Below are 25,742 nucleotides of genomic sequence, written 5' to 3'. Positions count from 1 at the left end.
GAAGCTGGCGCCATTGCATGGCCGGCCGCTGCGGGACGCAGGGGGTCGTATGGAACACAGTCTGGACATCCTGGTCGTCCACGGTTTTGCCGTGCGCGAGGGCCGGGGCAAGTGGGCATGTTGCTATGAGATCCGGCTCGCCATCGTTGGCGGGCCGTTGTTGTATCGGGGCGAGCTACATGGGCGGCGTTTCGCCACCGAGGCCGCCGCCATCCTGGCCGCGCGCGAGATTGGCGAGCGCGAGGCCAGCCGTCACCTCGACACCGCCCGCGCGATGATCGTCGCCCAGGCGCGCATCGTCAGGCTGGGACCGACAGAATCCTGAGCGACTGGCACCACGTTCGTTCGATGGACGGCCATGACCACCATGGCCGCCGGCCGCTTGCGGCCCGCATCGCATGACTTCCCCTGTCGTGGAAACCCCAAAAAAGAAGCCCGCCGACCGGGGGACCATGCGGGCTTTGAAATGGCCGGTCCTTCAGGGCCGACCATCATGAACGAACATATCGAATCGCGACGCGACTCTCTATCAACCAGAAGACGCATGCCTGCCTTACGTCTCATCCCCGGAAATCAATGCGTGCGAGAGACACGGTGCGAGGCGCGGAAAGGTGCCGAGGGAAAACCGGGCACGCGGCACGCGCGAGAACAGCCCCCGCAAGCCTCATGCTTCGGGATGGGTGGAGGTAGAAATGCGACGCGCAGTGCCATGGATGCGGCCCGGTGCCGGTGTTACGCTGCCGGTTCCGGCCACCCCGTCGAGCCCACCGGACCATCGTCGTGATTCCCCATTCCCTCGTTTTCCCATGAGCCGCTGGCAACTGATTTCCTTCTTCGGCGAATCGGCCTTCCTGCTGCCGTGCGCGGTCTTTCTCTACGGATGGCTGCGCTGGCGCGGCGCCTCGGAACCGGCGCGTCACTGGCTGCTGGCGTTTTCCGTCACGGCGCTGGTGGTGCTGGCGTCCAAGCTGGCCTTCCTGGGATGGGGGATCGGCAGCGCGGCGATCAACTTCACCGGGTTTTCCGGGCACGCCATGATGGCGGCGTCCATCCTGCCCGTGCTGCTCTACCTGGCGACGCCGGCCGGGCACCCGCGGCTGGGATGGCTGGCCGCGGCCGCCGGCGTGCTCGTCGCGCTGGCGGTGGGCGCGTCGCGCCTGATGCTGCACGCGCATTCCATGTCCGAAGTCCTGAGCGGACTCGCGCTCGGGTTTTGCGTCAGCCTGCCGTTCATCATGCGCCGCGAGATGCCGCGCGGGCCGCTGACCATGCTGGTGGCGTCGCTCGCGCTCGCCACGATACTGGTGCTCCCCGTGAGCGGCATGGCCGGCGTGACCCACCAGTGGGTGCAGGAACTCGCCGTATTTCTTTCCGGCCGTGACCGACCCTTCCAGCGCGGCGAGTGGACCTCCATGCGGCCTCGCCATGCGTGCGATCGCGGCGCGTCCGGCTACGGCGGCCCGCCCGCGCTTCCCTGCCGCGGATAGCACGCGCCCCGGGCGCCCGAATCTGTGTGCGCCCGCCAACAGACGCCCCGGGGGCCGTGCGCAACCATGACTCCACGATAGTTCCCGCAAGGGCTTTGGGGCGGTCATGGCATCAAACTGGAATGTTGCCGCCGAGCGGCATACTACGCTTCACTACCTCTACAGGCTCTGCGATGTGGCGCTGATCGCCGCGAGCGGCATCGCGATGGGTGCGCTCTACTTTCCAGGCGGCATTCGCGAGGCGGCACCGGTGCATGGTTTCCTCACCATGCTGTGCTCGCTCGGCGCGCTGGTGGTGTTCCCGGGTTTCGGTGTCTACGAGTCGTGGCGAGGCCGCAGCCAGGCCGCGCTGGCGCTGCGCCTGCTGGCCGGATGGACCACGGTGTTCGTGATCGGCCTGCTGGCCGCGTTCCTGATGCACCAGATCGCCGCCGTGTCCCGGATCTGGTCCATGGGCTGGTTCTCCAGCGTCGGCCTGGCGCTGGTCGCAACGCGTGCCATCGCCTTCCGCATGCTGGCCAACGTGCGCCAGCAGGGCATCAACGCCAAGCGCGTGGTGATCTTCGGCTACGGGCCGCTTGGCCGCGAGATGTACACGCGCGTCCAGGAAATCCGCGCCGCAGGCTACCGGGTGGTTGGCATCTACGACGAGTCGTCCGACGTCATTCCCGCCGGCGTTGCAACGCTGCGCACGATGGATGAAGTCAATGCCTTCGTCCGGGGACACGGCGTGCGGGAAATCTGGCTCACGCTGCCGATGGCGGCCTGCCGCGATCTTTCCGACGTCGTGCGCCAGTTCCGCAACGAACTGATCGATATCCGCTGGGTTCCCGATGTGGCCGCCGTCGAGCTGCTGGGTCACCGCTTCAGCGATTTCATGGGGTTGCCCGTCATCGACCTGAACAGCCCGCCGGTTTCGGGCATCACGGGTCTGCTCAAGGCCAGCTTCGACCGCGCCTTTGCGTTCGGCGTGCTGGTCGCGCTGAGCCCGGTGCTGCTGGTGATCGCCGCGATGGTCAAGCTGTCGTCGCCGGGGCCGGTGCTGTTCCGGCAGCAACGGCTGGGTATCGATGGCAGTCCCTTCAATGTCTACAAATTCCGGACCATGAAGGTGCACCAGGACACCGGTGTCACGCAGGCCGTGCGCGGCGACGCCCGCGTGACCCGCATCGGCGCATTCCTGCGCCGCACCAGCCTCGATGAGCTGCCTCAGTTCCTCAACGTGCTGCGCGGCGAGATGTCGGTGGTCGGCCCGCGCCCGCATGCCATGGAGCACAACGAGCTCTACAAGGAACTGATCGACCGCTACATGCTGCGTCACCGCGTCAAGCCCGGCATCACCGGCTGGGCGCAAATCAACGGTCTGCGCGGCCAGACCGACACCATCGAGAAGATGCGCAAGCGCATCGAGTTCGACATCTACTACATCCAGCACTGGTCGTTCCAGCTCGACCTTCGCATCATCCTGCGCACGGCAGTCCACGGTTGGACCGGCGCGGCGGCGTACTAGGACGACACATCACCACGCAGATTGGTGCGACATCGCACCGAGGCACGCGCCGGAAACGCATGGAATAGAGCGCGCCAACGTGACTGGAGGTGACATGAAAGCAACCATTCGAAATATTCTGGGCGAAGTGGCGCGGCTCGATGTGCCGCTGGCTTCGCTGGCCGACCAGGACGATCTCTACGCCGCCGGCTTGTCGTCGCTGGCGACGGTCCACGTCATGCTCGCCCTGGAGAACGCGTTCGATATCGAGATCCCGGATCAGATGCTGACGCGACAGCTGTTCCGCAGCATCGATTCCCTGGCCGCTGCCGTCGAGGCCATCCGCGCGCAGCAGGAGGCGGCATGAGCCCCGCTGCCAGGGTCACGCTAGCGCATGCGAACCCCGACGCCGGTGCCGGCGCGGTCTCCGCCGAAGCGCTGACTATCGCGGCGCAGGCCGCGGCCGAGGTCGCCCGCCACCATGCGGACGCCGTCGACCACGACGCGCGGTTTCCCCACGAAGCCTTCGACGTCCTGCGCCAGCATCGCCTGCTGGGCGCGATGGTGCCCGTTGCGATGGGTGGCGCCGGCGCTTCGCTCGCCACGGTCGCGGACATCTGCAAGGTGCTGGGCGAGGCCTGCGCTTCCACGGGCATGATCTATGCGATGCATCAGATCCAGGTGGCCTGCCTGCTCGAACACGGCGCCGGCAGCGCATGGCATGCCTCGCTGCTGGCGCGCGTGGCCACGGACCAGCTGCTGCTGGCGTCCGCCACGTCCGAGGAAGCCATCGGCGGCGCGCTGCGCAGCAGCGGCTGCGCGGTCAATGCCGAAGGCGAACGGTTCCACCTGCTGAAGATGGCCCCCACCATTTCCTATGGGGCGCACGCCGACGGCATCCTGATTACCGCGCGCCGGCATGCGGACGCCTCGCCATCGGACCAGGTGCTGGTCTGCGCGCTGAAGGGCGACTACACGCTGCAGAGCCTGAACGCGTGGGACACCCTCGGCATGCGCGGCACGTGCAGCAACGGCTTCCGGCTGGAAGCCACGGGCGATATGGCCCAGATCCTCGCCGTGCCGTTCGGCGAGATCGCCGACAGCACGATGACGCCGGTCTCGCACATTCTCTGGAGCGCACTCTGGCTCGGCATCGCCAGCGATGCCGTGGCGCGCGCCAAGGTCTTCTTCCAGAGTCAGGCGCGGGCGCGGCCGGGATCGCTGCCGCCGTCGGCACCGCGCGTGGCAGAAGCCGTCAGCATGTTGCAGATGATGGAAGGCCGACTGGACCTGGCGCTCGCGCACCAGCGTCAGCGCCACCAGCATGCGGAGATGTCGGTGTCCGCCGCCTTCGCGCTGGCCGCCGAGATGAACGGTCTCAAGACGGCGCTCTCGACCATGGCGCTCGAAGCCGTGCAGCAGGCCATGCTCGTCTGCGGCATGGCGGGCTACAAGCACGGCACGCCGTTCAGCCTGGGCCGGCATCTCCGGGACCTGTGGTCGGCGCCGCTGATGATCAACAACGATCGCATTCAGACCAATACGGCCAACCTGCTGCTGGCCGACCGGTCCTGAAGGAGGCCTCATGGACGCACACGCTTTTCGCGGGGCCGAGGCGATCGGCGGCGCTGGCGGGCTGTTCGCCCGCGCACGGGCGCAGCCGACGTATCTCGATGCGCTGCTCTCGGCGGGTTTGCTGATCGAGAGCGGCGTGCCCGGCCTGTATGGCCGCAGCGCCGTGTTCGAAGCCATCGGCGATGGCCTGAACGCCGCCATCACGCGGCTGGGCGCCGACCAGGAGGCCGAGGTCCTGCGCTTTCCGCCCGCGATGGGCCTGGCGGACTTCGAGACCAGCGAATACCTGAAGAGCTTTCCGCAACTGGCCGGCACGGTGCACAGCTTCTGCGGCGACGAGCGGGCCCACCGCAGGCTGCTCGCCCGTCTGGAAGACCGGCAGGACTGGACCGACCAGCAGGCGCCCACAGGTGTCGTGCTGACGCCCGCCGCCTGCTATCCGATCTATCCCGTCATTGCCCGGCGCGGCCCGTTGCCGATGACCGGCAAGGTCGTGGATGTGCTGTCGTACTGCTATCGCCACGAGCCGTCGCTCGAGCCCACGCGCATGCAGCTGTTCCGCCAGCGCGAATACGTCTGCCTGGGGCCGCCGGCACGCATCCTGGCGTTCCGGCAGGTCTGGATGGAGCGCGGCCTGCAGTTGGCGACGGCCCTCCAGTTGCCGATGGAACTGGACGTGGCCAACGATCCGTTCTTCGGACGCGGCGGCAAGATCGTCGCCGACAGCCAGCGCGAGCAGAAGCTCAAGTTCGAACTGCTGATTCCGGTCAACGACGGCGAGCCGCCCACGGCCTGCATGAGTTTCAACTACCACATGGACCACTTCGGTGCGCTGTGGCGCATCGGCCTGGCGGACGGCGGCACGGCACATACCGGTTGCGTGGGCTTTGGCATCGAGCGGCTGGTGCTGGCCCTGTTGCGGCATCACGGGCTGGACCCGGCACGCTGGCCGCAGCCGGTCCGCGAGACGCTTGGAGGACTCTAAATGTACGGGGATGGCAAGGTGCGACTGCGTTCTGGCGCCCACGCTTTGCACGGCGGCAATCCGGTCTGGTCACACACCAACCGGCATATCGATCTTTGGGTCGAGCTGCTGCACGGATGGGAGCTCGAGCCTATCGCCGCGTTGCCGTTCACGGTGACTCAGGATTTTTCGGGCGATCAGTTCACGTCCTCCAACATCCCCGCCGGGGATATGGAGTGCCTGTACGGCATCGTCAGGGACGAGCTGTCGACGTATGACCGGCTCGAATCCCACGTCGCCGCGCAAACCAGTTGCGGCAACGTGGTGATCCTCGAGGTCGACAACTTCCAGCTGCCGCAGGCGGGCAAGGCCTACCGGCGCCAGCACGCGCGATCGAGCATTGCCATCGATGTGCTGGTGCCGGAGGCCACGGCGGTCGGGTACTACCATCACGACGGCTACCACACGGCCAGCGGCGAAGACTACGAGGCCATTTTCCGCATGCCGGGCGATGACGCCATCAGCCGCGGCGCCGCGTTCTTTCCGCAGGCGGAGGTGGTGCGCCGGCGCTTCACGGCGCAGGCGGACGCCGCGCTGGTGCGGGCATCGCTGGGGCTGCTGCGCGCCCACCTGGTGCGACGGCCGCGCGAAAACCCCATCTGCGCGTTCCGCACGGCCTTTCCGGATCACCTCGACCAGCTGATGGCGCGCGGCGAGCCCAATTTCCAGGCCTATGCCGCGAACGTGCTGCGCCAGCTCGGCGCCAACTTCGAATTACTCGGGCGCTATGTACGCTGGCTGGTGATGCAGGGCCAGGTGCTGCCCGATACCGTGGCCGAAGCGTGCTACACCATGGCGTCGGAAGCCATGGTGATGCAGTTCCGGCTCATGCGGGCCGTGATCAGCCACAAGCCGGACCCCTGCCAGGATTGCCTGGATCAGCTGGAGGCGGCGTACAAGGACACGGTGCCCGCGCTTGCCGCTCATTTCGGGACGGACCAGCCATGACCGCACGCGATCCTGAACCGGCACTGCTGCCCGCGCCGCGGGCGGGCGTGGCGGTGGGCAATGCCCGCCTGGAAGGCAACTGGACCTGCCTCGAAACGTTTGCCGGCGCCGTGGCGCATCCCGGCGAACTGGCCGACAACGGCAACTGGCTGCCGGCCCCCGTACCCGGCACGGTGGCCAGTGCGTTGCGTGCCGCCGGGCGCTGGGATGACACGGCCCCGCCGCCGCTGCATCAGCACGACTACTGGTACCGCCTGCGCTTTGCCGGCAGCGGACGCCGGCTGCTGCGCTTCAACGGGCTGGCCACGCTGGCCGAAGTCTGGCTCAACGGCGTGATGGTGCTGACGACGCACCACATGTTCGCCGCGCATCAGGTACAGGTCGACCTGGCCGGCGCGGAAAACACGCTCTATCTCTGCTTCCGTGCCTTGCATCCGTGGCTGCGCACGCAGCGCGGACCGGTGCGCTGGAAGCCGCGCATGATCGTGCCCCCCACGCTGCGCGCGGTGCGCACCACGCTGCTCGGCCACATGCCGGGCTGGTGTCCGCCCGTGCATGCGGTGGGCCCGTGGCGCGATATCGAATTGCTCGATCCGGAAGGCCCTGACATCACGCATGGCGTGCGCGCGGAGCTTGCCGGTCATCTTGATGGCCGCGACGGTGTGGTGTCGCTGCAATTGCACTTCCCGGGGCCGGCGCCTGCGATTGGCGAGGTGTGCGCCGTGGGGCCCGATCATCGCGCTTGGCATGGCGAGTTGCGGCGCGTCGATACCCACACGCTGGCCGGTGCGCTGCGCGTGCCCGATGCGCGGCAATGGTGGCCGCACACGCATGGCGATCCCGCGCTGTACCGCATTCAGGCCACCGTGATCGGCCATGCCATCGACTGCGGGCAAACGGGTTTCCGCACGATCACGGAAGACCGTGACGGCGAGCCCGGATCGTTCGCGCTGCGCGTCAACGGCGAACGCGTGTTCTGCCGCGGGGCGTGCGTTTCCAGCCATGATCTGCCGGGGCTCGCCGACAGCGACGAGGCCGTGGCGCAATGGCTGCAACTGGCGCGCGATGCCGGCGCCAACATGGTCCGCGTCAGCGGCGTGACCTGCTATCCCGGCGAGGCCTTCTACCGCCAGTGCGATGCGCTCGGCCTGATGGTCTGGCAGGACTTCATGTTCGCCAACTTCGACTATGGCAGCGATACCAGCGCCAGCCCGGCACTGATGCATGACGCCGCGCGCGAAGTGGCGCAATGGCTGGCCTCCACGCGCGCGCACGCCAGCCTGGCCGTGTTGTGCGGCGGCAGCGAGTCCGAGCAGCAGGCCGCCATGATGGGCGCGCCGCGCAGCGCATGGCGCCAGCCGCTGTTCGATACCCTGATCCCGGGGCTGGTGGCCGAGCACCGGCCCGACGTGATCTATGTGCGCAATTCGCCCAGCGAGGGCGCGTGGCCGTTCCAGCCCGATACCGGTGTCACGCACTACTACGGCGTGGGCGCCTATCAACGGCCGCTGGCCGATGCGCGGCTGGCCAACGTGCGTTTTGCCGCCGAATGCCTGGCGTTTGCCAACGTGCCATGCGCGCGCACGCTGGCCGAGGCAGGGCTGGCGCAGCCGCTGCACGATCCGCGCTGGAAGGCCCGGGTGCCACGCGATGCCGGCGCGGCGTGGGATTTCGAGGACATCCGCGATTTCTATCTGCGCGCGCTGTACGAGGTGGACCCGCCGCGCCTGCGCTACGAGCAGCCGGCCCGCTACCTGACGCTGTCGCGCGCGGTGGTGGCCGAGATCATGACCGAGGTCTTCAGCGAATGGCGCCGCGCCGGGTCGACCTGCGCGGGCGGCCTGGTCTGGCAGCTGCAGGACCTGTTGCCGGGCGCCGGCTGGGGCATCGTCGACGCGAAGGCGCGTCCGAAATCCGCGTGGCATGCGTTGCGGCAGGTGTGGCAGCCGCTGCAGGTGCTGATGACGGACGAGGGTCTGAACGGCCTGCATGTCCACCTGATCAACGAAACCGGGCGCGCGCGCACCGTCGCGCTGACGCTGCGCTGCCTGCGTGACGGCGCGGCCGTGGCGGCGCAGGGCACGCTGACGCTCACGCTGGCCCCGCGCGAGGTGCGACGCCTGGCGGCGGCGGACCTGCTCGAGCACTTCTTCGACTTTACCTACGCGTATCGCTTTGGCCCGCCCGCGCACGATGTGGTGCTGGCAACGCTGCACGATGTGGAGACCGCCGCGGACGGCAGCACCGCGTTGCTCAGCCAGGCGGCCTATCTGCCCGACCGGCGCGCAGCCGCGCTGCACCCGCCAGGGTTGAGAGGCGCGGTGGAATGCGTGGAGGGTGAGTGGTGGCTGACTGTCAGCACGGAGCGCTTCGCGCGCTGGGTGCATATTGAGGATCATGCTTTCCGTCCCGCGCAGGACTGGTTCCACCTGGGGCCGGGAGAATCGCGCCGTATCCGCCTGATGCATGAGACGCCCGCACCGGGCGCGGCGGGAGCCATCCCTTCGGGCGAGATCTCAGCCCTGAACGCCGACCGGCCCGTCCCCTACGACGCCTGAATCGATTGTCTCCACCTTCTCCGCCCGAGCCATGTGCCGGGCGGCTGGGCGGGTGCCGGCGGGTCCTTCCGCGGCCCGCTTCCCAGCCGGTCTCCACCCCGCGTTCTCCGCCGTTTATCTCCATCCAACCTACCAAAGCATGACCGCCGCACCAACCGTCTGCCTACTGACGGTTCCGACCCGTATGGCCCTTAATACAGTCAACAACGAGACAACGAACCGGGGCTGGCGCACCGGGGGTAAAACGGGTGGCAACCGCGAGGTTGCCGGAGATCGCCATCAGTCGACAACGGGTGGAGCGGCGAAATCGGGTCACAGGCCTCTCACGGGTTTTCCGTGTGGACCGCTACCGATGTCGCTCCCGGGTCAGTGGGAGGGAAATCACCATGATTACGCATCGGTCGGATCTGCATATCAATCACCTGCTCAATGCACTGCCGCGCCACGAATGGGAGGCGCTGTCGCGCCACTTCGAACTCGTGCGACTGCGTGCCGGCGAACTGCTGACCGATTCCGGCCAGCGCATCGTCCACGTTTATTTTCCGACCACGTCGGTGGTCTCGCTGCTCTCCCTGCTCGAGGATGGCGCCACGGTGGAATTCGCCGCCGTCGGCAATGAAGGGCTGGTGGGCATTCCCGTCGTCACCGGCGGGGACACCATGCCGAGCCGCGTGGAAGTGCGCAGCCCTGGCTTTGCCTACCGCATCCCGGCCCGTGCGCTGCGTGCGGAGCTGACTCACCTGCCCGCGCTGCAACGCGTGACGTTGCTGTACGTGCAGGCCGTGCTGACGCAAATCGCACAGACGGCGGCCTGCAACCGTCACCACTCGCTCAACAAGCAACTGTGCCGCTGGCTGCTGCTGGCCATCGACCGCATGAGCTCCAACGAGCTGGTGATCACGCAGCAGGTCATCGCCAACATGCTGGGCGTGCGCCGCGAGGGCGTGACCGAGGCGGCGGGCAAGCTGGAAGACCTCGGCCTGATCCACCACAGCCGCGGGCACATCACCGTGCTCGACCGCTGCGGCCTGGAAAAGCACTCGTGCGAATGCTACAAGCTCGTCAAGCGCGAGTACGACCGCTTGCTGCCGGCGCTCACCCTGGCCCACGCCTGAACCGACCGTGGCGGGGCGGGCGCCACCGGCGCCCCGCTCCGCACGGCCGCTCAGGCATCGGCGAGGTCGGTGCTGCCGAACGACATCAGCAGGCCGTCGATGGCCCGGTCATAGGCGGACTCCAGCATGTCCAGGCACGCCGTGCACGGATCATGCCGGCGACGCGCCACCGCACGGGCCAGCCGGAACTGGAGCACCTTGCTCTCCGATGCGATGGCCGTGGCCGCGCCGATCACTGGTGCTGGCACCCGGTAGCCATGCTCGCCCAGCCATGTCAGGCAGTGATGGAGCATCTCGAAATTGGCGCCGAGCTGCCGTGGCAGGTTGAATCCATAGTGATGGAAATAGGCGTCGCCGCGCGCCAGCACATTGCCGACCTGATCATGAAACTCATCGCGCCACCGCGAGACGGGATTGCGCAGTGGGCGCCGGCCCAGATGCCGGCGCATCTGCCCGGCCACGGCGTTGGCCAGCGCGCGGCCCTGCAGCGGCGGCCTGATCCGCTTGGCGCACTCCACGTACGGAAACAGGATGTCCCCGTTGTCGCGCAGCGCGGGGTCCAGCCGCAGCAGGCCACGGTAGTCCTCGCCCCCGGCGGTGTAGTAACCGAGGCTGTGGTAGTAGCACAGCCGCTGCGCCGCCGTGTCGATGCGATCGATGGCGATGGTGGTCTTCACGTGGCTGCGGCGGTAGGCCGTGGCGCGGGTATCCGGCAGGTAGAAGCTGTCCACCTCCACCAGCACGGCGTGGCCACGGTCCACCTGCCCGGCGATGTGTGCCTCCAGCGTGTCGTAGATCGCCATTTCCTGGACGACCGTGCCGTAGAGCTGCTCCAGGTCGGCTTGCGGATACTTGAAGAACGTGAAGTGATCGCCTTCGAAATCCTGTGTGACCGTGAACGCCAGCGCCGCGCGGGGGTCCAGCCCCCAGCCGTACAGCAGTTCGATCCACAGATCCATATAGCAGTTGGTTTCCTGCCAGATCGCGTCCTCGCCATGCAGGCCACCCGGGCGCGGCATGCCGGCGGTCTGCGCCCGCGCGCCAACGGCGGCGGTCGTGACGGCGTCCGGCTGGCCGTCGCCGGAGGGCGTCTCCAAGAGGGTTGCAGAACTGCGCTCCATGTCGTTCCTCCGCAAGAATCGGATGCCAGCCGGATCGCTTCCGGCGCGGCAGGCGCATGCGCGGCCACCCGTATTCCAACGCCAGGGCGTGGGCGAATCGGTACGTTGTCCAACAAAGTCCGCGCGGCGATGTGCGGGCGCGGGACCGCCCGGGGTGCGTGTGGAATCGAACAGATACCCATCTGGCTGTGTTCCTACACTGGGCCGCATCCCCTGGACGCGTGCCCGGGATCGTCATGCGTACCCGATTCTGCGTACCGTGCGGGGCACCGGCCAGGATGCGCAACCAGGCCGCGGCAATGATCCGCGCACGATGCAGGCAGGAGAAATGATGAGAACCCGGAGCCGTGAAAAGACCCTGCCACCCAGCACGTTGCAGACGCTCGTCGAAGCGCCTGTGGTGCGCCCCCTCCTGCGGCCGGCGGTGCAGCCGGTGATCCTGGCGGGCGGCGCGGGTACGCGTCTGTGGCCCCTGTCGCGCGAGCAGTATCCCAAGCAATTGCTCAATGTGGTCGCCGAAGACACCCTGCTGGAGGCCACCGCGTACCGCCTGGAAGGCATCGCCGTGCGCGCGGAGCGGCCGGCGGGCATCGAGCCGCCGCAAATCGTGGTCTGCGGCGAGGAACACCGCTTCATGGTGGCGGACATGCTCAAGCGCAAGGGCAAGCGTGCGCGCATCGTGTCCGAGCCGTGCGGCCGCAACACCGCACCGGCGCTCACCATCGCCGCGCTGCATGCCGTTGCCGGTGCCGGCGAGTGCGCCGATGCCGTGCTGGTGGTGTCGCCGGCGGACCACAGCGTGCTCGATACGGAAGCCTTCCGGCAGGCGTCGGCAACCGCCGTCATGCATGCCGAACGCGGCGCCATCGTCACGCTGGGTGTGCGGCCAACCGCGCCCGAGACGGGGTTTGGCTACATCCGCGCCGCCGTGCCCGTGAATCCCGGCGCGTTCGCGCTCGAACGCTTCGTCGAAAAGCCGCATCTGGAGCTGGCCAGGCACTACGTGGAATCCGGCGAGTACTGGTGGAACAGCGGCATCTTCGTGGTGCTGGCATCGGTCTGGCTCAGGGCCATGAGCGAGCTCCAGCCCGAGATGTACCGCCAGTGCCGTGCGGCGTATGAGGCCGGCGAGGGCAGCGGCACCAACGGTGAGCTGTTCCGCATCGAGAAGGAAGCCTTCGACGCCTGCCCGTCCGATTCGATCGACTACGCGGTGATGGAGAAGCTGGAAACCCTGCCGGACATTCCCGGCATGCTGGTGCCGCTCGATGCCGGCTGGTCGGATGTGGGATCGTGGGCCGCCATCTGGGACATCGCGTCGAAGGATGCCTCCGGCAATGCCGCGCGCGGCCGCGTGCTGTTCGACGGCGCGTCCTCGTGCCTGGCCCACTCCGAAGGCCGCCTGATCGCCTGCGTGGGAGTCCAGGACGTGGTGGTGGTGGAGACGGCGGACGCGGTGCTCGTCGTCGACAAGGCCCACGTGCAGGACGTCAAGAACGTGGTGCATCGCCTGCGCACCGAGCATGGCGCGGAGGTCGTCAACCATCGCAAGGTGCATCGGCCCTGGGGCTGCTATGACTCGATCGACCATGGCGAACGCTTCCAGGTCAAGCGCATCGTGGTGGAGCCCGGTGCGAGCCTCTCGCTGCAGATGCACTATCACCGCGCAGAACACTGGGTGGTGGTGCGCGGCACGGCGCGCGTGACCTGCGGAGAGTCGGTCAGCATCCTTTCGGAGAACCAGTCGACTTACATCCCCATCGGCACCCTGCACCGGCTCGAAAATCCGGGCAAGACGCCGCTGGAGATCATCGAGGTGCAGTCCGGCGCCTATCTGGGCGAGGACGACATCGTGAGATTCGAGGATAACTACGGGCGCAAATAGCCCACGGGTGCCGGCCCTGGGTCGGGCGGGCACCAGGGCTGACGCGCCAAGCAGTCAGGGAGCGATTCGTGAGCACAATGTCATCTGCCGGCACCATGCCGGCGCCGGGGGGAGTGTCGCGGAGGCGTGGCGCGCAAGTGCGGGCGTTGCTGGACCACGCGGGCTGGATTCTTGCAGCGGGGCTCGTCGGCGCGATCATCGCCGGGGCGGCCGCGATCTCCAGGCCCTACGTCTATCGCGCGCACACGCTGGTACAGGTCTATCCGAAGGACGAGCCCGCTGCCGCGCAGCAGACCGCGCCGTTCGACGTCGGCATGCTCAGGAGCCGCGCCGTCGTCGGGCCGGTGGTGGAGCGCCTGCGTCTCGATATTTCGGTTGAACCGTTGCGCGCGCCGCTGATAGGCGGCGTGGCCGCGCATTTTGCCGAGCCCGGCAAGCTGATCGGGCCGTGGCCCGCGCAGCTCGGCTACGCCTGGGGCGGCGAGCAGCTCGACGTGCGCACCTTCAATGTGCCCGAGCATCTGCTCAATGTGCCGATGACACTCGAGGTGTTGCCCGCCAACACCTACCGGCTGCGCCTCAGGGATGCGACCGTGCTCGAGGGCAATGTGGGCGAGATCGTGCAGGCCGAGGGCGTGACGTTCCAGGTGGCGCGCATCGACGCGAATCCGGGCACGCGCTTCACCGTCACACGGCATGAAACGGCGCAGACCATCGACACCGTGGCGCGCGAGCTGCGCATCGACAGCGATGGCAACGATGCCAGCACCGTCCGCATTGCGTGGCAGAACGCCGACCGTGCCGTGGTGGCCGCGCTGATCAATGGCATCGCCGATTCGTACATCAACGGGCAGGCCGCGCGCCGGCGCGACGAGGCGGCGGGCACGCTTGCCTTCCTGACCGGCGAGATGCCGCGCGTCAGGAGCGAGCTGGAACGCGCCGAGGCGGCGCTGACGCGCTATCGCTCGCGGGCCGGCTCCATGCAGCCCAGCCAGGACGCCCAGTCCTTCCTGAACGGCAGCATGGACTACCAGCGCCAGATCGCCCTGCTGCGCCTGGAGCGGACCAAGATGCTGCAGCGGTTCACCGAAGAGTCCAACGAGGTGCGCACGATCGACAACCAGATCCAGCAGCTGGCACGCGAACGCCGCGACATGGACACCCGCCTGCAGAACCTGTCCATTTCGGAGCGCGAATCCGTGGCCCTGACGCGCGACGTCAAGGTGGCCGAGGACATGTACATGACGCTGCGCAACAAGCTTGAGCACCTCTCGCTGGCGCAGCTCGACCGTACCCACCAGACGCGCGTGATCGATAGCGCGTTGACACCGGTCACGCCGGTCGGCATGGGCCGGCTGCCGCTGACGGCTGGCGGCGGCCTGCTCGGGATCTGCCTGGCGATGGGGTTCGTGTCGGTCCGCCAGCGCATGAAGCCAACGGTCGCCAACGCCAACGATGCCGAAGAGAGCCTCGGCCTGCCGATGCTGGGCGACATCGCCTACAGCCGCGAGCAGGCGGAACTGGATCGCCTGCTGGATTCCAAGACGCGCACGGATGCCGCGGTGGGTGTGGCGCCCTCGCTGCTGGCCCGGCTCGAACGCCCGCAGCCCGGGCGCGACCTGGCGGAGATCTCGCTGCTCGAAGACGAGGGGACGGAGCGGCTGGTGCGGCTCGGCCTGCACGACCAGTTCCTGCTGGCGCGCAACGCCCCGCATTCCGTCGCCGTCGAGGGTCTGCGCAGCGTGCGTGCCGCGCTGCATTTCTCGCTGCGCGGCACCCGCGACAACGTGGTGGCGGTCACCAGCCCCACCGCCGGCGCCGGCAAGACGTTTGCATCGGTCAACCTGGCGGTGCTGTTTGCCGAGGCGGGCCAGCGCGTATTGCTGATCGATGCCGACCTGCGTCGCGGCCGCGTGGCCAGCTGGTTCGACCAGCCGCCCGGACCCGGCCTGGCCGAAGTGCTCGCCGGCCGCGCGGTGCTGCCGGAAGCAGTGCGGCTGACCGTCGTCAACGGCTTGTCGATGCTGCCGGCAGGCACGCCACCCGCCAACCCGTCAGAGTTGCTGATGCGCCCCGCGCTGGCGGAATGCCTGCGAGCCTGCGCCGAGCGCTTCGACCTCGTCCTAATCGATACCTCGCCGGTGATGGCCGTGGCGGATGCCACGCTGGTCGCCAACCTCGCCGGCTCGACGCTGCTGGTGCTGCGCGCCGAATCCACGCTGCCCACGCAGGTCGAGGACACCCTCAAGCGCCTGGCGCGTGCCGATGCCCGCCTGCTGGGCGGCATTCTCAATGGCGTGACGCCCAAGCGCAGCAATCGTGCCGATTTCGGCAGCATGAATCCCTATCTCGGAATGCCGGTCGCCGCACCGGAGGTCAAGCAGATTGGCCATACGGCAGTTGTAGAAGACAAGAAGGCGTAACCGGCGATTCCCCCGACACCGGCGTACCTGTTTCTGCGTACGCCGGCGCCGGGTCCGACCGGTAGCCGCACAGGAGATGCACATGAAGCGGTTGGTTTTCGGGGGCTGTGTCGGCTGGTTGCACGCCGACACGGGGACTACTGCGGACATTGGCGTCGTACTCTGCGCGCCACAAGGGCACGAAGCGATGTGGACGCATCGCGCGTGGCGCCATCTTGCCGACGATCTGGCGGCCACAGGCGTTCCGGTGCTGCGATTCGACTACGAGGGCACGGGCGACGCCGCCGGCACCGGTGACGAACCTGACTTCATCCCGCGCGCCGTCGCGAACATCACGGCCGCCGCCGCGTTGCTGCGGGCGCAGACGGGCGTCGGGCGCGTGGTGTTGTGCGGGCTGCGGCTCGGCGCCTTGCTGGCCGCACTGGCGGCCGCAAAAATGGCGGACAGCAGCGGGCCGGCGGTTGCGGGCCTCGTCATGCTGGCGCCGGTCGTGGACGGCCGGAGCTACCTGCGCGAACTCCGCGCCCTGCATGCCGGCTGGCGCAACAGCGCGATCCCCGAGCTGGTCCCCCCACCGGCGCCACCCGGCGCGCAGGACGTGCTCAGTTTCCGGATCGACGCCGCCACGGTCACCGCCATCCAGGGTTTGCGGCTCGATGCGCTGCCGGAGGCTCCCGCGCCGCGCATGCTGTGGCTGGACGCCTGGCCGGACCCCGCCTCGCCCGTGGCCGCACTGGCCCGCCAGTACAAGGCGGCCGGGGCACAGGTCGAGGTGGAAGATTTCGCCGAGTATCCGTCGCTGATGCAGTCGGCCGAATACGCCGCAGTGCCCCCGGACGCGTGGGCGCGGGTCATCGGCTGGGTGATGGCCCTGTCGCCAACTTTGGCCACCTCGGCGGCATCGAATGCCCGATTGCAAACGCGATCAGCGCCAACACGGTCTCCGCTTCCGCCGGCACACGCGATGGCGGCTCGTCACATCGGCGTGGAAGCCAGCTTCGACGCCGACGGCGTCATCGAGCAATCAGTGTGGATCGACAACGGGCGGCTGTTCGGCGTCCTGTGCACACCGGGCGCCAGCAGCGGCAGACGGACCCCCGCCACCACCGCCGTGATTTTCCCGAACACCGGCGGCAACCATCACGCGGGCGATGGCCGGATGTTCGTCGACCTGTCCCGGCGTCTGGCACGGCAGGGCATGGCTGCGCTGCGGCTCGATGTCTCGGCGCTGGGCGACAGCCCCGGCGCGTGGCGGCAGATGAACCTGTCGGCCATCTACGCACGGACGCCCAGGCAAGACGTCAGCACAGCGGTCGAGTGGATGCGTGCGCGCGGATTCCGGCACATCGTGCTGGCCGGCGTGTGCTCGGGCGCCTTCCTGAGCCTGCATGCGGCGCTGGCCAATCATTGCGTCAACGGTCTGGTGCTGGCGAATCTCGTCAAGTTCCGCTGGGATGCGGCGGACGACGCCGCGGCCACGGATCAGTTGCGCTCGGCTCGCGTGTATCTGGCCGCGATGGGGAAGTGGGAGAACTGGCGCCGTCTCTGCAGCGGGCAGATCGGGGCGCGGCGGCTGATCACCGCGATGGCCCGCCGGATCTGGTATCGCGTGCGCGAAAGCGGCGCGCAGGCCGCGGGGCCATCGCGCGACGGCGAAGACCACGCCACGGTGGCCGCCTTCGCGCGCGCCGCCGTGCGCGAGCTCGATCGCCGGGGCGTGCGGACGGATTTCCTCTACGGCGCCAGCGACGTGGGTCTGCATGAGGCAAGGCTGGGGCTAGGCAAGCAGATGGAAGGGCTCGACGACCTGCCGCTGGTCAACCTGCGCATCCTGCCGATGCTCGATCACTCGCTGTTCCTGGAGGTCAGCCGGGAGGCCTTTGCCGATCATCTGCTGGAACACCTCAGCCAGGTTCAGGCTCAGGCCCAGGCCCAGGTTCAGGCCCGGGCGCCGTCGCGGCCTGCGGCGGCTCCCGCCAGCGAACCGGCCCGCGCCCCCGTCCGCGAACCCGCTCCACAGCCCGCCCGCCAGCCCGTCCGCCTGGCCCGCGTCGTGCGGCCCAAGGCATCGCCCGTCAGGTTGCGCATCCCGGCAGCAGCCCGCCGCGGGCCGGTGGCGAAATCGAAAGGCTGAAGGGATGGAGAAGCAGAAGGGGATGGAGAGGCAGAGCGCCTTTAAGCCGGTGCCCCCCGGCGCTAGAGGCGCTATAGAAATGAAGCGATAGCGGTTCTGGCTAGGGCGAAGCAGGGGTTTCGGATCGCACGCGATCCGCCTGCGTAGCGGCATGCGCGTGCCAGCGCATGCGCGCCCTGCAAGGGCGCGGCCGCAGACAGTACAAGTGGTACGGCAAGGCCGCGCAACGACGCCAGAATCATTTCTATAGCGCCTCTTAGAGGTCCGCGCCTCGTTCTGGGCGGCAGCGTCCGGATAGCAGTTCGCGCAGGCCGATGAAATTGCCCGCCAGCCGTCCGCGTCGATCGATATGTGGCTCGGGGAAGAACGCCTTGGCGCCATTGACCAGCAGCGCGCGCAGCGTGTTGCTCCAGGCCTCGCGCGCGGTCAGCGCGCCCTTGCCATGCAGATACCAGGCATTGACGATCTGCGAAAAGCCGAAGCGCACGCCAGAGGCGCGTCCGCCGGATCGCAGGCCCAGGTGGACGCCGCGCGCGGCCAGCGCCTTCACCAGCCGTCCCTTGCGGTTCATGGCGCGGGAAAAATCCATATCCTCCAGCCAGCCATACAGCACGAGGCGCTCGTCGAAGCGCAGGCTGCCAATGGCGGCGGTGCGGTATGCCATGTTGCAGCCGTAGAGCTTTTCGAGCGGCGAGGTGGCGGTGATTGCCGTGTCGTCCGCGTCCACCAGATTGTCGCCAACCAGCGCGATGGCTTCGTCCCAGTCGATCGCGTCGCCCCGCACGCCATCGCGGACGACGTCGCCGGTGAGGCCGACCACGTCGGGCCACGCGGAGAACACTTCGGCGCAACGTGCCAGCCAGTCCGGCGCGGGCACGAAGTCGTCGTCGAAGAAGACCACGACATCGAACGCCGGCATCACGCGGACCATGCCCCGGTTGCGCTGCGCCGGCAATCCCGCGGTGCCGAACACGTACTCGATGGGCAAGGTCGTCTCGAACGGCGCCTCGACATCCTGTTGCGAACTGGCCGAGACCACGACGATGTCTGGAGGCAGCGTCTGTGCCTCCAGCAGGCGGAGCACGCGGGTCGCCGCCTGGGGACGCCCCTTGGTGGCGATGATGACGGCAATGCGAGGCGATGCCGTCGCGCAATGCTGGTCTTGGGAGTCCACGGTTTCTCCTTGCTGTGCGCGGTCGGATGCGTTGCGCCGAGTATAAGGACGCCCGCCCGTTGCCTTCAACGGGCTTTCCCCGCCCATTCGTGTGTTTGCCCACCAAGCCGTGGAACGCCAGTCCGCCTGCATTCCGCATGCCCGGCCGGGTACCCGTTGCGTGCGGTAGCGCACAGATGGCCGGCATCGGGAATCGGAAGATGATTCGGTCATCCAGCACCGGCTGTCGCCTCGTCGACCCGCGCCGATGCCTGGAAAAACCACGCCATGATCCAAGCCTGGGAGACGTAGCAATGACTTGGACACGCCGCGCATGGTTGCGCAGCTTCTCCGCCAGCTTGCTGGCCGTCGCGTCGCGCGACCTGTACGCGCACCTCGGTACGGGGCCGGTCGAACCGCTGCTGCCGGCGCCGGACGCGTGGGTGGTCGATCAGACAGGACAACGCCGCCGTCTGGCGGACATGCTGCAGGGCAACGTCACCGCGCTGCAGACCATGTTCACGGGCTGCAGTTCGGTCTGCCCGCTGCAAGGCGCCATGTTTGGCGCGGTGCAAGAGGGGCTGCCGCGCTTGCGTGGCCGTTATCCGTTGCGGCTGGTGTCGCTCAGCATCGATCCGCTCTCCGATACACCGAAAGCCTTGCATGAGTGGCTGCAGCGCATGGGCGCCGGCCCATCGTGGCGCGGCGCCGTGCCGGCCGGCGATGTCGAAAAGCTGAGGACGGCCCTCGCCGGCCGTGCACCGGCCGAGAATATCGACCGCCACTCGACCCAGGTCTACTTCTTCAACGCGGCCGCACAACTCTGCTGGCGCAGCCCACCGCTGCCTCAGCCGGAAGAAGTGCTCGCCGTCATGGGACATCTGGCCAAGGCCTGAGGGCCCGGCCAGTCTGACCGACCCGCACCAACCACTCCACGGGTGCCACCATGAATCCTCTCCCCCGACCCCTGACCGCATCCCGCCTGGCCTGGTTGCCGAGATGGATCGCTGCCTGCCTGCTGATGGCATGGCTTTCATTCGCACCCGCGCAAGCGCAGACGGTGAGCGCGGTGAAACTCAGCGGGACCAATTTTTGCCTCGATATCTCCGGCGCGGTGACGAGCAACGACGCGCCGGCCATCATCTGGACCTGCCACGGCGAGCCCAACCAGCAATGGGCGCTCACGCCGTTCGGCACCCTGTACCAGCTTGCCGCCCAGCACAGCGGCAAATGCCTCGACGTCCAGTACGCCAGCACGGCGGTAGGTGCCCCCGCGCTCCAGTGGACTTGCAGCGGATCGGCCAACCAGCGCTACACGCTGCGGCAGCAGAACGGTGGCTATGCGCTCGTGGCCTCGCACAGCAACCTGTGCCTGGCGCCAGCTTCGGCCACCAACGGACAGGCCGTCGTGCAGGCCACCTGCAACGGCAGCGTGGCGCAGACGTGGTCCATCACCATCACGCAGGCAACGGTCCTGCCATCGAAGTGGGCCGCGCCGAAGACGTTGCCGATCGTTCCCGTGGCGGCGGCCAACCTGCCGAATGGCCGCGTGCTCGTGTGGTCGTCCTTCGATCGCTTCAACTTCGGGGGTGATGGCGGACAGACCTACACCGCCATCTTCAATCCGGCGAATGGCACCTCCACCGAAAAGCTGGTGACCAACACCGGCCACGACATGTTCTGCCCTGGCATCGCCAACCTGCCGGATGGCAGGATCCTGGTCAACGGCGGTTCCAGCAACCAGAAAACCAGCATCTACAACCCCACCACCAATGCGTGGACATCGGCAGCGCTGATGGTGCGCGGACGTGGCTATCAGGGCGCGGTCACGCTGAGCAACGGCGGCGTCTTCACCGTCGGCGGCTCCTGGAGCGGCAACATCGGCGACAAGGACGGCGAGACCTGGCAGTCGGCAACCGGCTGGCGGCTGAACAGCGCGATCTGGGACGATTACATCCTGACCGGTGACGCGGCGGGCATCTATCGCTCCGACAATCACGCATGGCTCTTTGCCGGTGCCAATGGCCGCGTGTTCCATGCCGGCCCGAGCAAGCAGATGAACTGGTTCGACACGACCGGCAACGGCAATGTCACACCGGCAGGCAACCGTGCGGCCGATACCGACGCCATGAACGGCAATGCCGTCATGTACGACATCGGCAGGATCCTCACGGTGGGGGGCGCACCCGACTACGAGAACGCGCCTGCCACGACCAACGCGCACGTGATCGACATCCGGACCGCCACGCCAACCGTGCGCAAGGTGGGTTCCATGTCCTATGCGCGCGCCTTCCACAACAGCGTGGTCCTGCCGAACGGCCAGGTCGTCGTGATGGGCGGCCAGACGTACCCCGTGGTGTTCACCGACGATGGCGCCGTGCTGACGGCCGAGCTGTGGGATCCGGCCACCGAGAAGTTCTCGCGGCTGGCCGCGATGGTGACGCCGCGCACGTACCACAGCGTGGCGCTGCTGCTCACGGACGGGCGCGTGCTGAGCGGTGGCGGCGGCCTGTGCGGGGATTGCACCACCAACCATCCGAACGTGGAGATCCTGACGCCACCTTACCTGCTCAACGCCGACGGATCGGCCGCCACCCGGCCGTCCATCACCGCCGCGCCGGCCGATGCCACCCTCGGCACGACGATCTCCGTGAGTGCGACGAGTGGCATGAAGGCGTTCTCGATCGTGCGGATGTCGTCGTCCACCCACTCGGTGAACAACGAGCAGCGCCGCGTGCCGCTGACCTTCACGGTCGGCACGGCGGGCGAATACCTGCTCCAGATTCCGTCGGATCCGGGTGTGGTGGTGCCTGGCTACTACATGTTGTTCGCGATGAATGCCGCAGGCGTGCCGAGCGTGGCAGCGGTGGTGCGCGTTCACTGATGGGGGGCGCGACGGGCATTGGCGGCGCGCGGTGGCTGCTGGCGTTGGCGCTGACCACCGCCTGCCTGCCGGCGGCCGCGGAAGTGACGCCCACACCCGCGTCGCCCGCCGTGGAGCAGGGGCGGGCGATGTTCTACGGCGAGGCCGCGCTCGCGGCGCATCTGCGCGGTGAGGCGCGGGCACTGCCGGCCGGGGCGTCGCGTTGCGCCAATTGCCACGTGGCGACCCGTGGCACCGAATCGTTCGGGCCACGGCTGACCGCGGATTCGTTGCTCGGCCTCAGCGCGCGCCGCGGGGGGCCGCCCACGGCTTACGACCGCAACACCTTCTGCAGCGTCATGGCCGACAGCGTCGATGTGGCCGGCGTCATGCTGGCGCGGTCCATGCCCCAATACCGGCTGTCGGACCAGGAGTGCACCGCGCTCTGGTCTTACCTGTTGACCCAGTGAGCCCGGGGCCGGGCTGATTCCGGCGGGCCCGCGACTGACACGAGGCAATCGCATGAGCAATCTCCGGCGCAGTTTCCTGACGCGGCTGGGCATCATCACAGGCGCGGGAGCGGCCGTGGCGGCGTCGGGCGGCAGCCGGAGCGCGATGGCGCGCACGGCGGCGGACACCATGGCCGAGCGCGTGGTCTCGATCACGGAATACGAAGGGCTGGACCCGACCGGCCGCAACCCGTCGGACGCCGCATTCACCAGCGCCGTGCGGTACGTCGCATCGCTGGCGCGCAAGTCGGTTGCGGGCGAGAACCCCAACATGATCGGCAACAAGCGGATCGTGCTGCCGCCCGGCACCTACAAGCTGACCCGGCCAGGCGCGCTGCTGGACTCCTCGCTGTTCTCGGCCCGCACCCAGGGGCTGACGATCGAAGGGGACGGGCCACCCGGCTCGGTGGTGCTGCTCTACGAGCCGAAGGGCCCCGGCGCGCTGATGAAGAATCACGACAAGGCGCTGGTCGTGCGCTTTCGCAACATCCAGTTCCATGGCAAGGCACCGGACAACGATCTGATCGACAGTGCCAGCGCGGGCGGCGCGCAGGACTATGCGTTCGATGACTGCATCTTCACCGGCAACTGGCGATACGGCGCGAACCTCATCGGCGAAAACTGCAACAGCGAATGGAAGTTCTGGCGCTGCGCGTGGGCCGGCACCTGGAAGACTTTCCTCTACGTGGGCCGCGACAACACGTCCGATCAGTTCCTGAACTACTGGTTCGATCACTGCAAGTACTGGTCGTCGAGCAACTGGATCACGCTGGAGCGCGGCGGCAACGTCAAGCTGACCGATTGCGATGTCAGCGGGTACGAGCCGGGCGCGCCGACCTTCCTCTTCAATCTGCGCGGCAACAACCATGCGCAGGGCGTGTGCTCGTTCAAGGCGGAGGGTTTGCGCGTCGAGCAGAAATCGCGGCATGCCGGGCTGATCCATTGCGAATGGGAGCAAGGAAACGTCGGCTTCAAGGATTGCGACTTCAGTTCGCAGGGATACCAGCCGTTTGCCGCGGGCACGGTTTCCGCCGTGTTTTCGCCGGGCAACACGGCAGGCGCGCAGGTGGTGTTCGACAACTGCCAGATCATGGGCCGGCACCAGTACACGACCGGGCAGGGGCCTTGGGGGCAGGGCCGCGCCACCTACCGGAACTGCGATTTCCTGAACTACACCCACCCGGACGAAGCACTGATGTTCTCCGAGCCCGGCAATCAGCTCGGACGCCGCAGGGTCGTGACGCTGGAGGGGTGCCGGGGCAACTGCACGGGCGGCGTCTTTGCCGATGCGGAAATAGGCTGGCACGTGGCCGCGTCCGCAACCGTCAGGACGAAGATCATCTCGTTCAAGAACGCGTTTGGCAGGCTGCCGGCCAGCGCCGATGGCGTGCAGACGGTGGTGCTGCCGATGAATGCCATCGTCATGCGCGTGATCCTGGACGTGCCACCCGGCGCGGCGGGGTCCGCAGGGGAGGGCACCTACACCATCCAGACCGGCGAGAGTACGCCCACGGTGCTGGCCACGCTGCGCATGCAGCCCTTCTCCGCCGGCGGGCAGACCGACCGGCGGCTCGTGTTCCGATGCAGCACGCGGCAGCACTGCACCCTCAGCCTCGTGCCCGGCAAGGGCACCGACCAGTCGCCCGGTGGCGGTGCGGTTGCGCTGGTGGAGTACATCGGATAGCGATTGGGGCGCGCGCCGGATGCGACGCGCGGCCCCGCACTACGTAGCACTAGCTAACGCGCGAACGGCGACGCAGGAACTCGACGACCAGGTCCGTCGTTGCCTGCGGCTGCTCTTCCGTGATCCAGTGCCCGCAATCCGGGATGATCACATCTTCGACGTTATCGGCGGCACACCGAATCACCGCGCCGATCATCGGGCCGAATGTAGCTTCGCCACCCAAGGCCAGAACCGGCATCTGAAGCTTGCCCTGCGCAAGCAGCGCTCTGTTGTCGGCGGCATCCTGGCTGAACGCCAGGAACTGGGCAAAGCTCGCCCGCATTGCGCCGGGTTGCGCATAGAGCGCCGCGTAATGCTGGCGCTTCGCTTCATCAAACCGCTTCGGGTTGCGGGAAAGTTCGTTCCAGAAGCGGTCGAGATAGATGCGCTCGCGGCCGGCGACCAGGCGCTCCATGTCCTGGCCACCGAAACCAAAGTGCCACATGGCCGGGTCCCGTGTGATCTGATCCCAGGGTCCGACGCCGGGTAGCGGCGCATCGATCGCCACCCATCGGTTCACGCGCTCGGGATGGGTGGCGGCAACCGCGAAGCCGACCATGATGCCGATGTCGTGCGTCACCAGTTCGGCCGTACGTACACCGAGGGCGTCCAGGACGCCCACCACGTCTGCCGCCTGATTTTTCTTGTCATAGCCGCCATCAGGCTTTGACGAGCGGCCCAACCCACGCAGGTCGGGCACCACAATCATGTGGTCCTCGATGAGTGCGCTCGCCAGATGCCCCCACATGTCGCCCGTTGTGCCGAAGCCGTGCAGCATGACGACCGCTGGACCATGACCGCCGACCCGCACGTGGATGGACGTACCGTTGGTTTCGATCGTCCGCGTCTGCATCACGGCCGGGAAGGGATAAATCCCATCTACGTAGGCATGCTCACTCATCTGTGTACTCCAGGTTTGCTTCTGGTTGGGGATTGGTAGCTCGCTGCGCGGCGGCACAGCGATCGCCGGCCGTCAGTGGTCGAGATTGGACCAGGCATCGGCTGGGCGGATTTTATTACGATCGTCAGAAAACTCGCAAAGGTTTTTTGACGATCGTGATAAAATTGCAACTTGCGTTATTCGCTCTCACCATTGACCGAAGGATCGAGATGGCCAGGCCCAGGGAATTTGACGAAGACACGGTGCTTGAAGCCGCAATGCAACGCTTCTGGAATAACGGCTATGAGGCGACATCGATGCGCGACCTCGCCGACCACACCGGAACGACTACGCCAAGCCTCTACAACGCGTTCGGTGACAAGAGAGCCATCTACCGTCTCGTGCTCGATCGGTATGTCCGTCTGACGCTCGAAACCTGCTCGGCAATCTTCGGAAGCGATGACCCGCCCTTACGCGCATTGGAGCGGTACTTCGACGCAAACGTTGAAGAGGTGCTCGCCGACAGGCTTCACAAGGGGTGTTTTGTCGTGAACACGGCGTTGGAGGTGGCGCCGCACGACCAGGACTTCCGGGACGTTGTCACCGAGGTCTTTGCTGGAATGGAAAAGAGTGTTCGCGACTGTGTCGCGGCCGGGCAGCGCGACGGATCAATCCTTACCTCGCAACCTCCAGGCGACATCGCGCGGCTCGCTCTGAGCACCATCCTGGGCCTCCGGGTTCTGGCCCGCACCAATCCCGACCGTGAATTGCTGACCGGGGTCGTCCGGCCGTTTTTCGTACTGCTAAGGACACCGTGAGAAAGGCCGATCCCGGTCGGATGCTCCCGATCCGGAC

At 67.6% G+C, this 25,742-nt stretch carries 20 protein-coding genes; 17 read left to right on the top strand and 3 right to left on the bottom strand.

The genetic code is table 11. The features are described from left to right. The first annotated feature begins 49 nt into the window (after positions 1–49). From BLR29_RS21620 to BLR29_RS21580, 9 genes are all read left to right on the top strand, one after another. Positions 50–325: a hypothetical protein gene (locus tag BLR29_RS21620; RefSeq protein WP_092139404.1), complete on the top strand. Its 276-nt coding sequence runs from the start codon at positions 50–52 to the stop codon at positions 323–325. Positions 326–806: 481 nt separating this feature from the next. Then, a complete protein-coding gene (locus BLR29_RS21615; protein ID WP_092139402.1) occupies positions 807–1,487 on the top strand; it encodes a phosphatase PAP2 family protein in 681 nt (226 codons plus the stop codon). Positions 1,488–1,593: 106 nt separating this feature from the next. Further along, positions 1,594–2,997 (top strand): undecaprenyl-phosphate glucose phosphotransferase, encoded by a 1,404-nt coding sequence (locus BLR29_RS21610; RefSeq protein ID WP_092139400.1) that lies wholly within the window; start codon positions 1,594–1,596, stop codon positions 2,995–2,997. A gap of 94 nt (positions 2,998–3,091) precedes the next feature. Beyond that, entirely contained in the window at positions 3,092–3,343 is a 252-nt protein-coding gene (locus BLR29_RS21605) for an acyl carrier protein (RefSeq protein WP_092139398.1), read from the top strand. Continuing rightward, positions 3,340–4,551 (top strand): acyl-CoA dehydrogenase family protein, encoded by a 1,212-nt coding sequence (locus BLR29_RS21600; RefSeq protein WP_092139396.1) that lies wholly within the window; start codon positions 3,340–3,342, stop codon positions 4,549–4,551. The genes BLR29_RS21605 and BLR29_RS21600 overlap by 4 nt, the downstream gene beginning before the upstream one ends. Before the next feature lie 10 nt (positions 4,552–4,561). Next, entirely contained in the window at positions 4,562–5,536 is a 975-nt protein-coding gene (locus BLR29_RS21595) for an amino acid--[acyl-carrier-protein] ligase (RefSeq protein ID WP_092139394.1), read from the top strand. Then, entirely contained in the window at positions 5,537–6,523 is a 987-nt protein-coding gene (locus BLR29_RS21590; protein ID WP_092139392.1) for a DUF1839 family protein, read from the top strand. It abuts the gene before it with no gap. After that, positions 6,520–9,081 carry a glycosyl hydrolase 2 galactose-binding domain-containing protein gene (locus BLR29_RS21585; RefSeq protein ID WP_092139390.1) on the top strand — a complete coding sequence of 854 codons (2,562 nt, stop codon included), beginning with the start codon at positions 6,520–6,522 and terminating at the stop codon, positions 9,079–9,081. Before BLR29_RS21590 ends, BLR29_RS21585 begins: the two co-directional genes overlap by 4 nt. 386 nt (positions 9,082–9,467) lie before the next feature. After that, entirely contained in the window at positions 9,468–10,196 is a 729-nt protein-coding gene (locus BLR29_RS21580) for a Crp/Fnr family transcriptional regulator (RefSeq protein ID WP_092139388.1), read from the top strand. A 50-nt stretch (positions 10,197–10,246) separates the two neighbouring features. On the opposite strand, the gene BLR29_RS21575 is transcribed toward BLR29_RS21580, so the two are convergent. Further along, on the bottom strand, positions 10,247–11,317 hold the full coding sequence (locus tag BLR29_RS21575) for a DUF1839 family protein (protein WP_092139386.1): 1,071 nt from the start codon (positions 11,315–11,317) through the stop codon (positions 10,247–10,249). 328 nt (positions 11,318–11,645) lie between these two features. Here BLR29_RS21575 and BLR29_RS21570 point away from each other — a divergent pair, with 328 nt between their 5' ends. The 3 genes from BLR29_RS21570 (at position 11,646) to BLR29_RS21560 (ending at position 17,759) form a co-directional block, all read left to right on the top strand. Continuing rightward, the gene (locus BLR29_RS21570; protein ID WP_092139384.1) at positions 11,646–13,202 is read left to right on the top strand and encodes a mannose-1-phosphate guanylyltransferase/mannose-6-phosphate isomerase; all 1,557 of its coding nucleotides are present in this window, start codon (positions 11,646–11,648) and stop codon (positions 13,200–13,202) included. 77 nt (positions 13,203–13,279) lie between these two features. After that, complete coding sequence (locus BLR29_RS21565) at positions 13,280–15,625, top strand: polysaccharide biosynthesis tyrosine autokinase (RefSeq protein ID WP_092139382.1); 2,346 nt, start codon at positions 13,280–13,282, stop codon at positions 15,623–15,625. A gap of 82 nt (positions 15,626–15,707) precedes the next feature. Then, a complete protein-coding gene (locus BLR29_RS21560) occupies positions 15,708–17,759 on the top strand; it encodes a serine aminopeptidase domain-containing protein (protein WP_092139380.1) in 2,052 nt (683 codons plus the stop codon). Between the two features lie 256 nt (positions 17,760–18,015). Here BLR29_RS21560 and BLR29_RS21555 read toward each other — a convergent pair whose 3' ends face one another. Continuing rightward, the gene (locus tag BLR29_RS21555; RefSeq protein ID WP_176861020.1) at positions 18,016–18,933 is read right to left on the bottom strand and encodes a glycosyltransferase family 2 protein; all 918 of its coding nucleotides are present in this window, start codon (positions 18,931–18,933) and stop codon (positions 18,016–18,018) included. Positions 18,934–19,226: 293 nt separating this feature from the next. Between BLR29_RS21555 and BLR29_RS21550 the strand changes: the two genes are divergently transcribed. Genes BLR29_RS21550 through BLR29_RS21535 form a run of 4 tightly spaced genes read left to right on the top strand, consistent with a single transcriptional unit; the run spans position 19,227 to position 23,968 of the window. Further along, a complete protein-coding gene (locus tag BLR29_RS21550; RefSeq protein ID WP_092139673.1) occupies positions 19,227–19,808 on the top strand; it encodes an SCO family protein in 582 nt (193 codons plus the stop codon). A 50-nt stretch (positions 19,809–19,858) separates the two neighbouring features. Continuing rightward, positions 19,859–21,796, top strand: coding sequence for an RICIN domain-containing protein (locus tag BLR29_RS21545; RefSeq protein ID WP_092139376.1), 1,938 nt, complete (start codon positions 19,859–19,861; stop codon positions 21,794–21,796). Beyond that, entirely contained in the window at positions 21,796–22,245 is a 450-nt protein-coding gene (locus BLR29_RS21540; RefSeq protein ID WP_092139374.1) for a c-type cytochrome, read from the top strand. The genes BLR29_RS21545 and BLR29_RS21540 overlap by 1 nt, the downstream gene beginning before the upstream one ends. A 52-nt stretch (positions 22,246–22,297) precedes the next feature. Then, complete coding sequence (locus BLR29_RS21535; protein ID WP_092139372.1) at positions 22,298–23,968, top strand: hypothetical protein; 1,671 nt, start codon at positions 22,298–22,300, stop codon at positions 23,966–23,968. Between the two features lie 49 nt (positions 23,969–24,017). Here the strand turns inward: BLR29_RS21535 and BLR29_RS21530 are convergent, their stop codons facing one another. Beyond that, positions 24,018–24,908 carry an alpha/beta fold hydrolase gene (locus BLR29_RS21530; protein WP_092139370.1) on the bottom strand — a complete coding sequence of 297 codons (891 nt, stop codon included), beginning with the start codon at positions 24,906–24,908 and terminating at the stop codon, positions 24,018–24,020. Positions 24,909–25,063: 155 nt separating this feature from the next. Between BLR29_RS21530 and BLR29_RS21525 the strand changes: the two genes are divergently transcribed. Then, a complete protein-coding gene (locus tag BLR29_RS21525; protein ID WP_255371365.1) occupies positions 25,064–25,705 on the top strand; it encodes a TetR/AcrR family transcriptional regulator in 642 nt (213 codons plus the stop codon). Positions 25,706–25,742 lie beyond the last annotated feature (37 nt).

The sequence above is a fragment of the Cupriavidus sp. YR651 genome, assembly GCF_900101625.1.
In the GTDB taxonomy this organism is placed as follows: domain Bacteria; phylum Pseudomonadota; class Gammaproteobacteria; order Burkholderiales; family Burkholderiaceae; genus Cupriavidus.
This window is presented reverse-complemented; position numbering and strand designations above follow the sequence as displayed.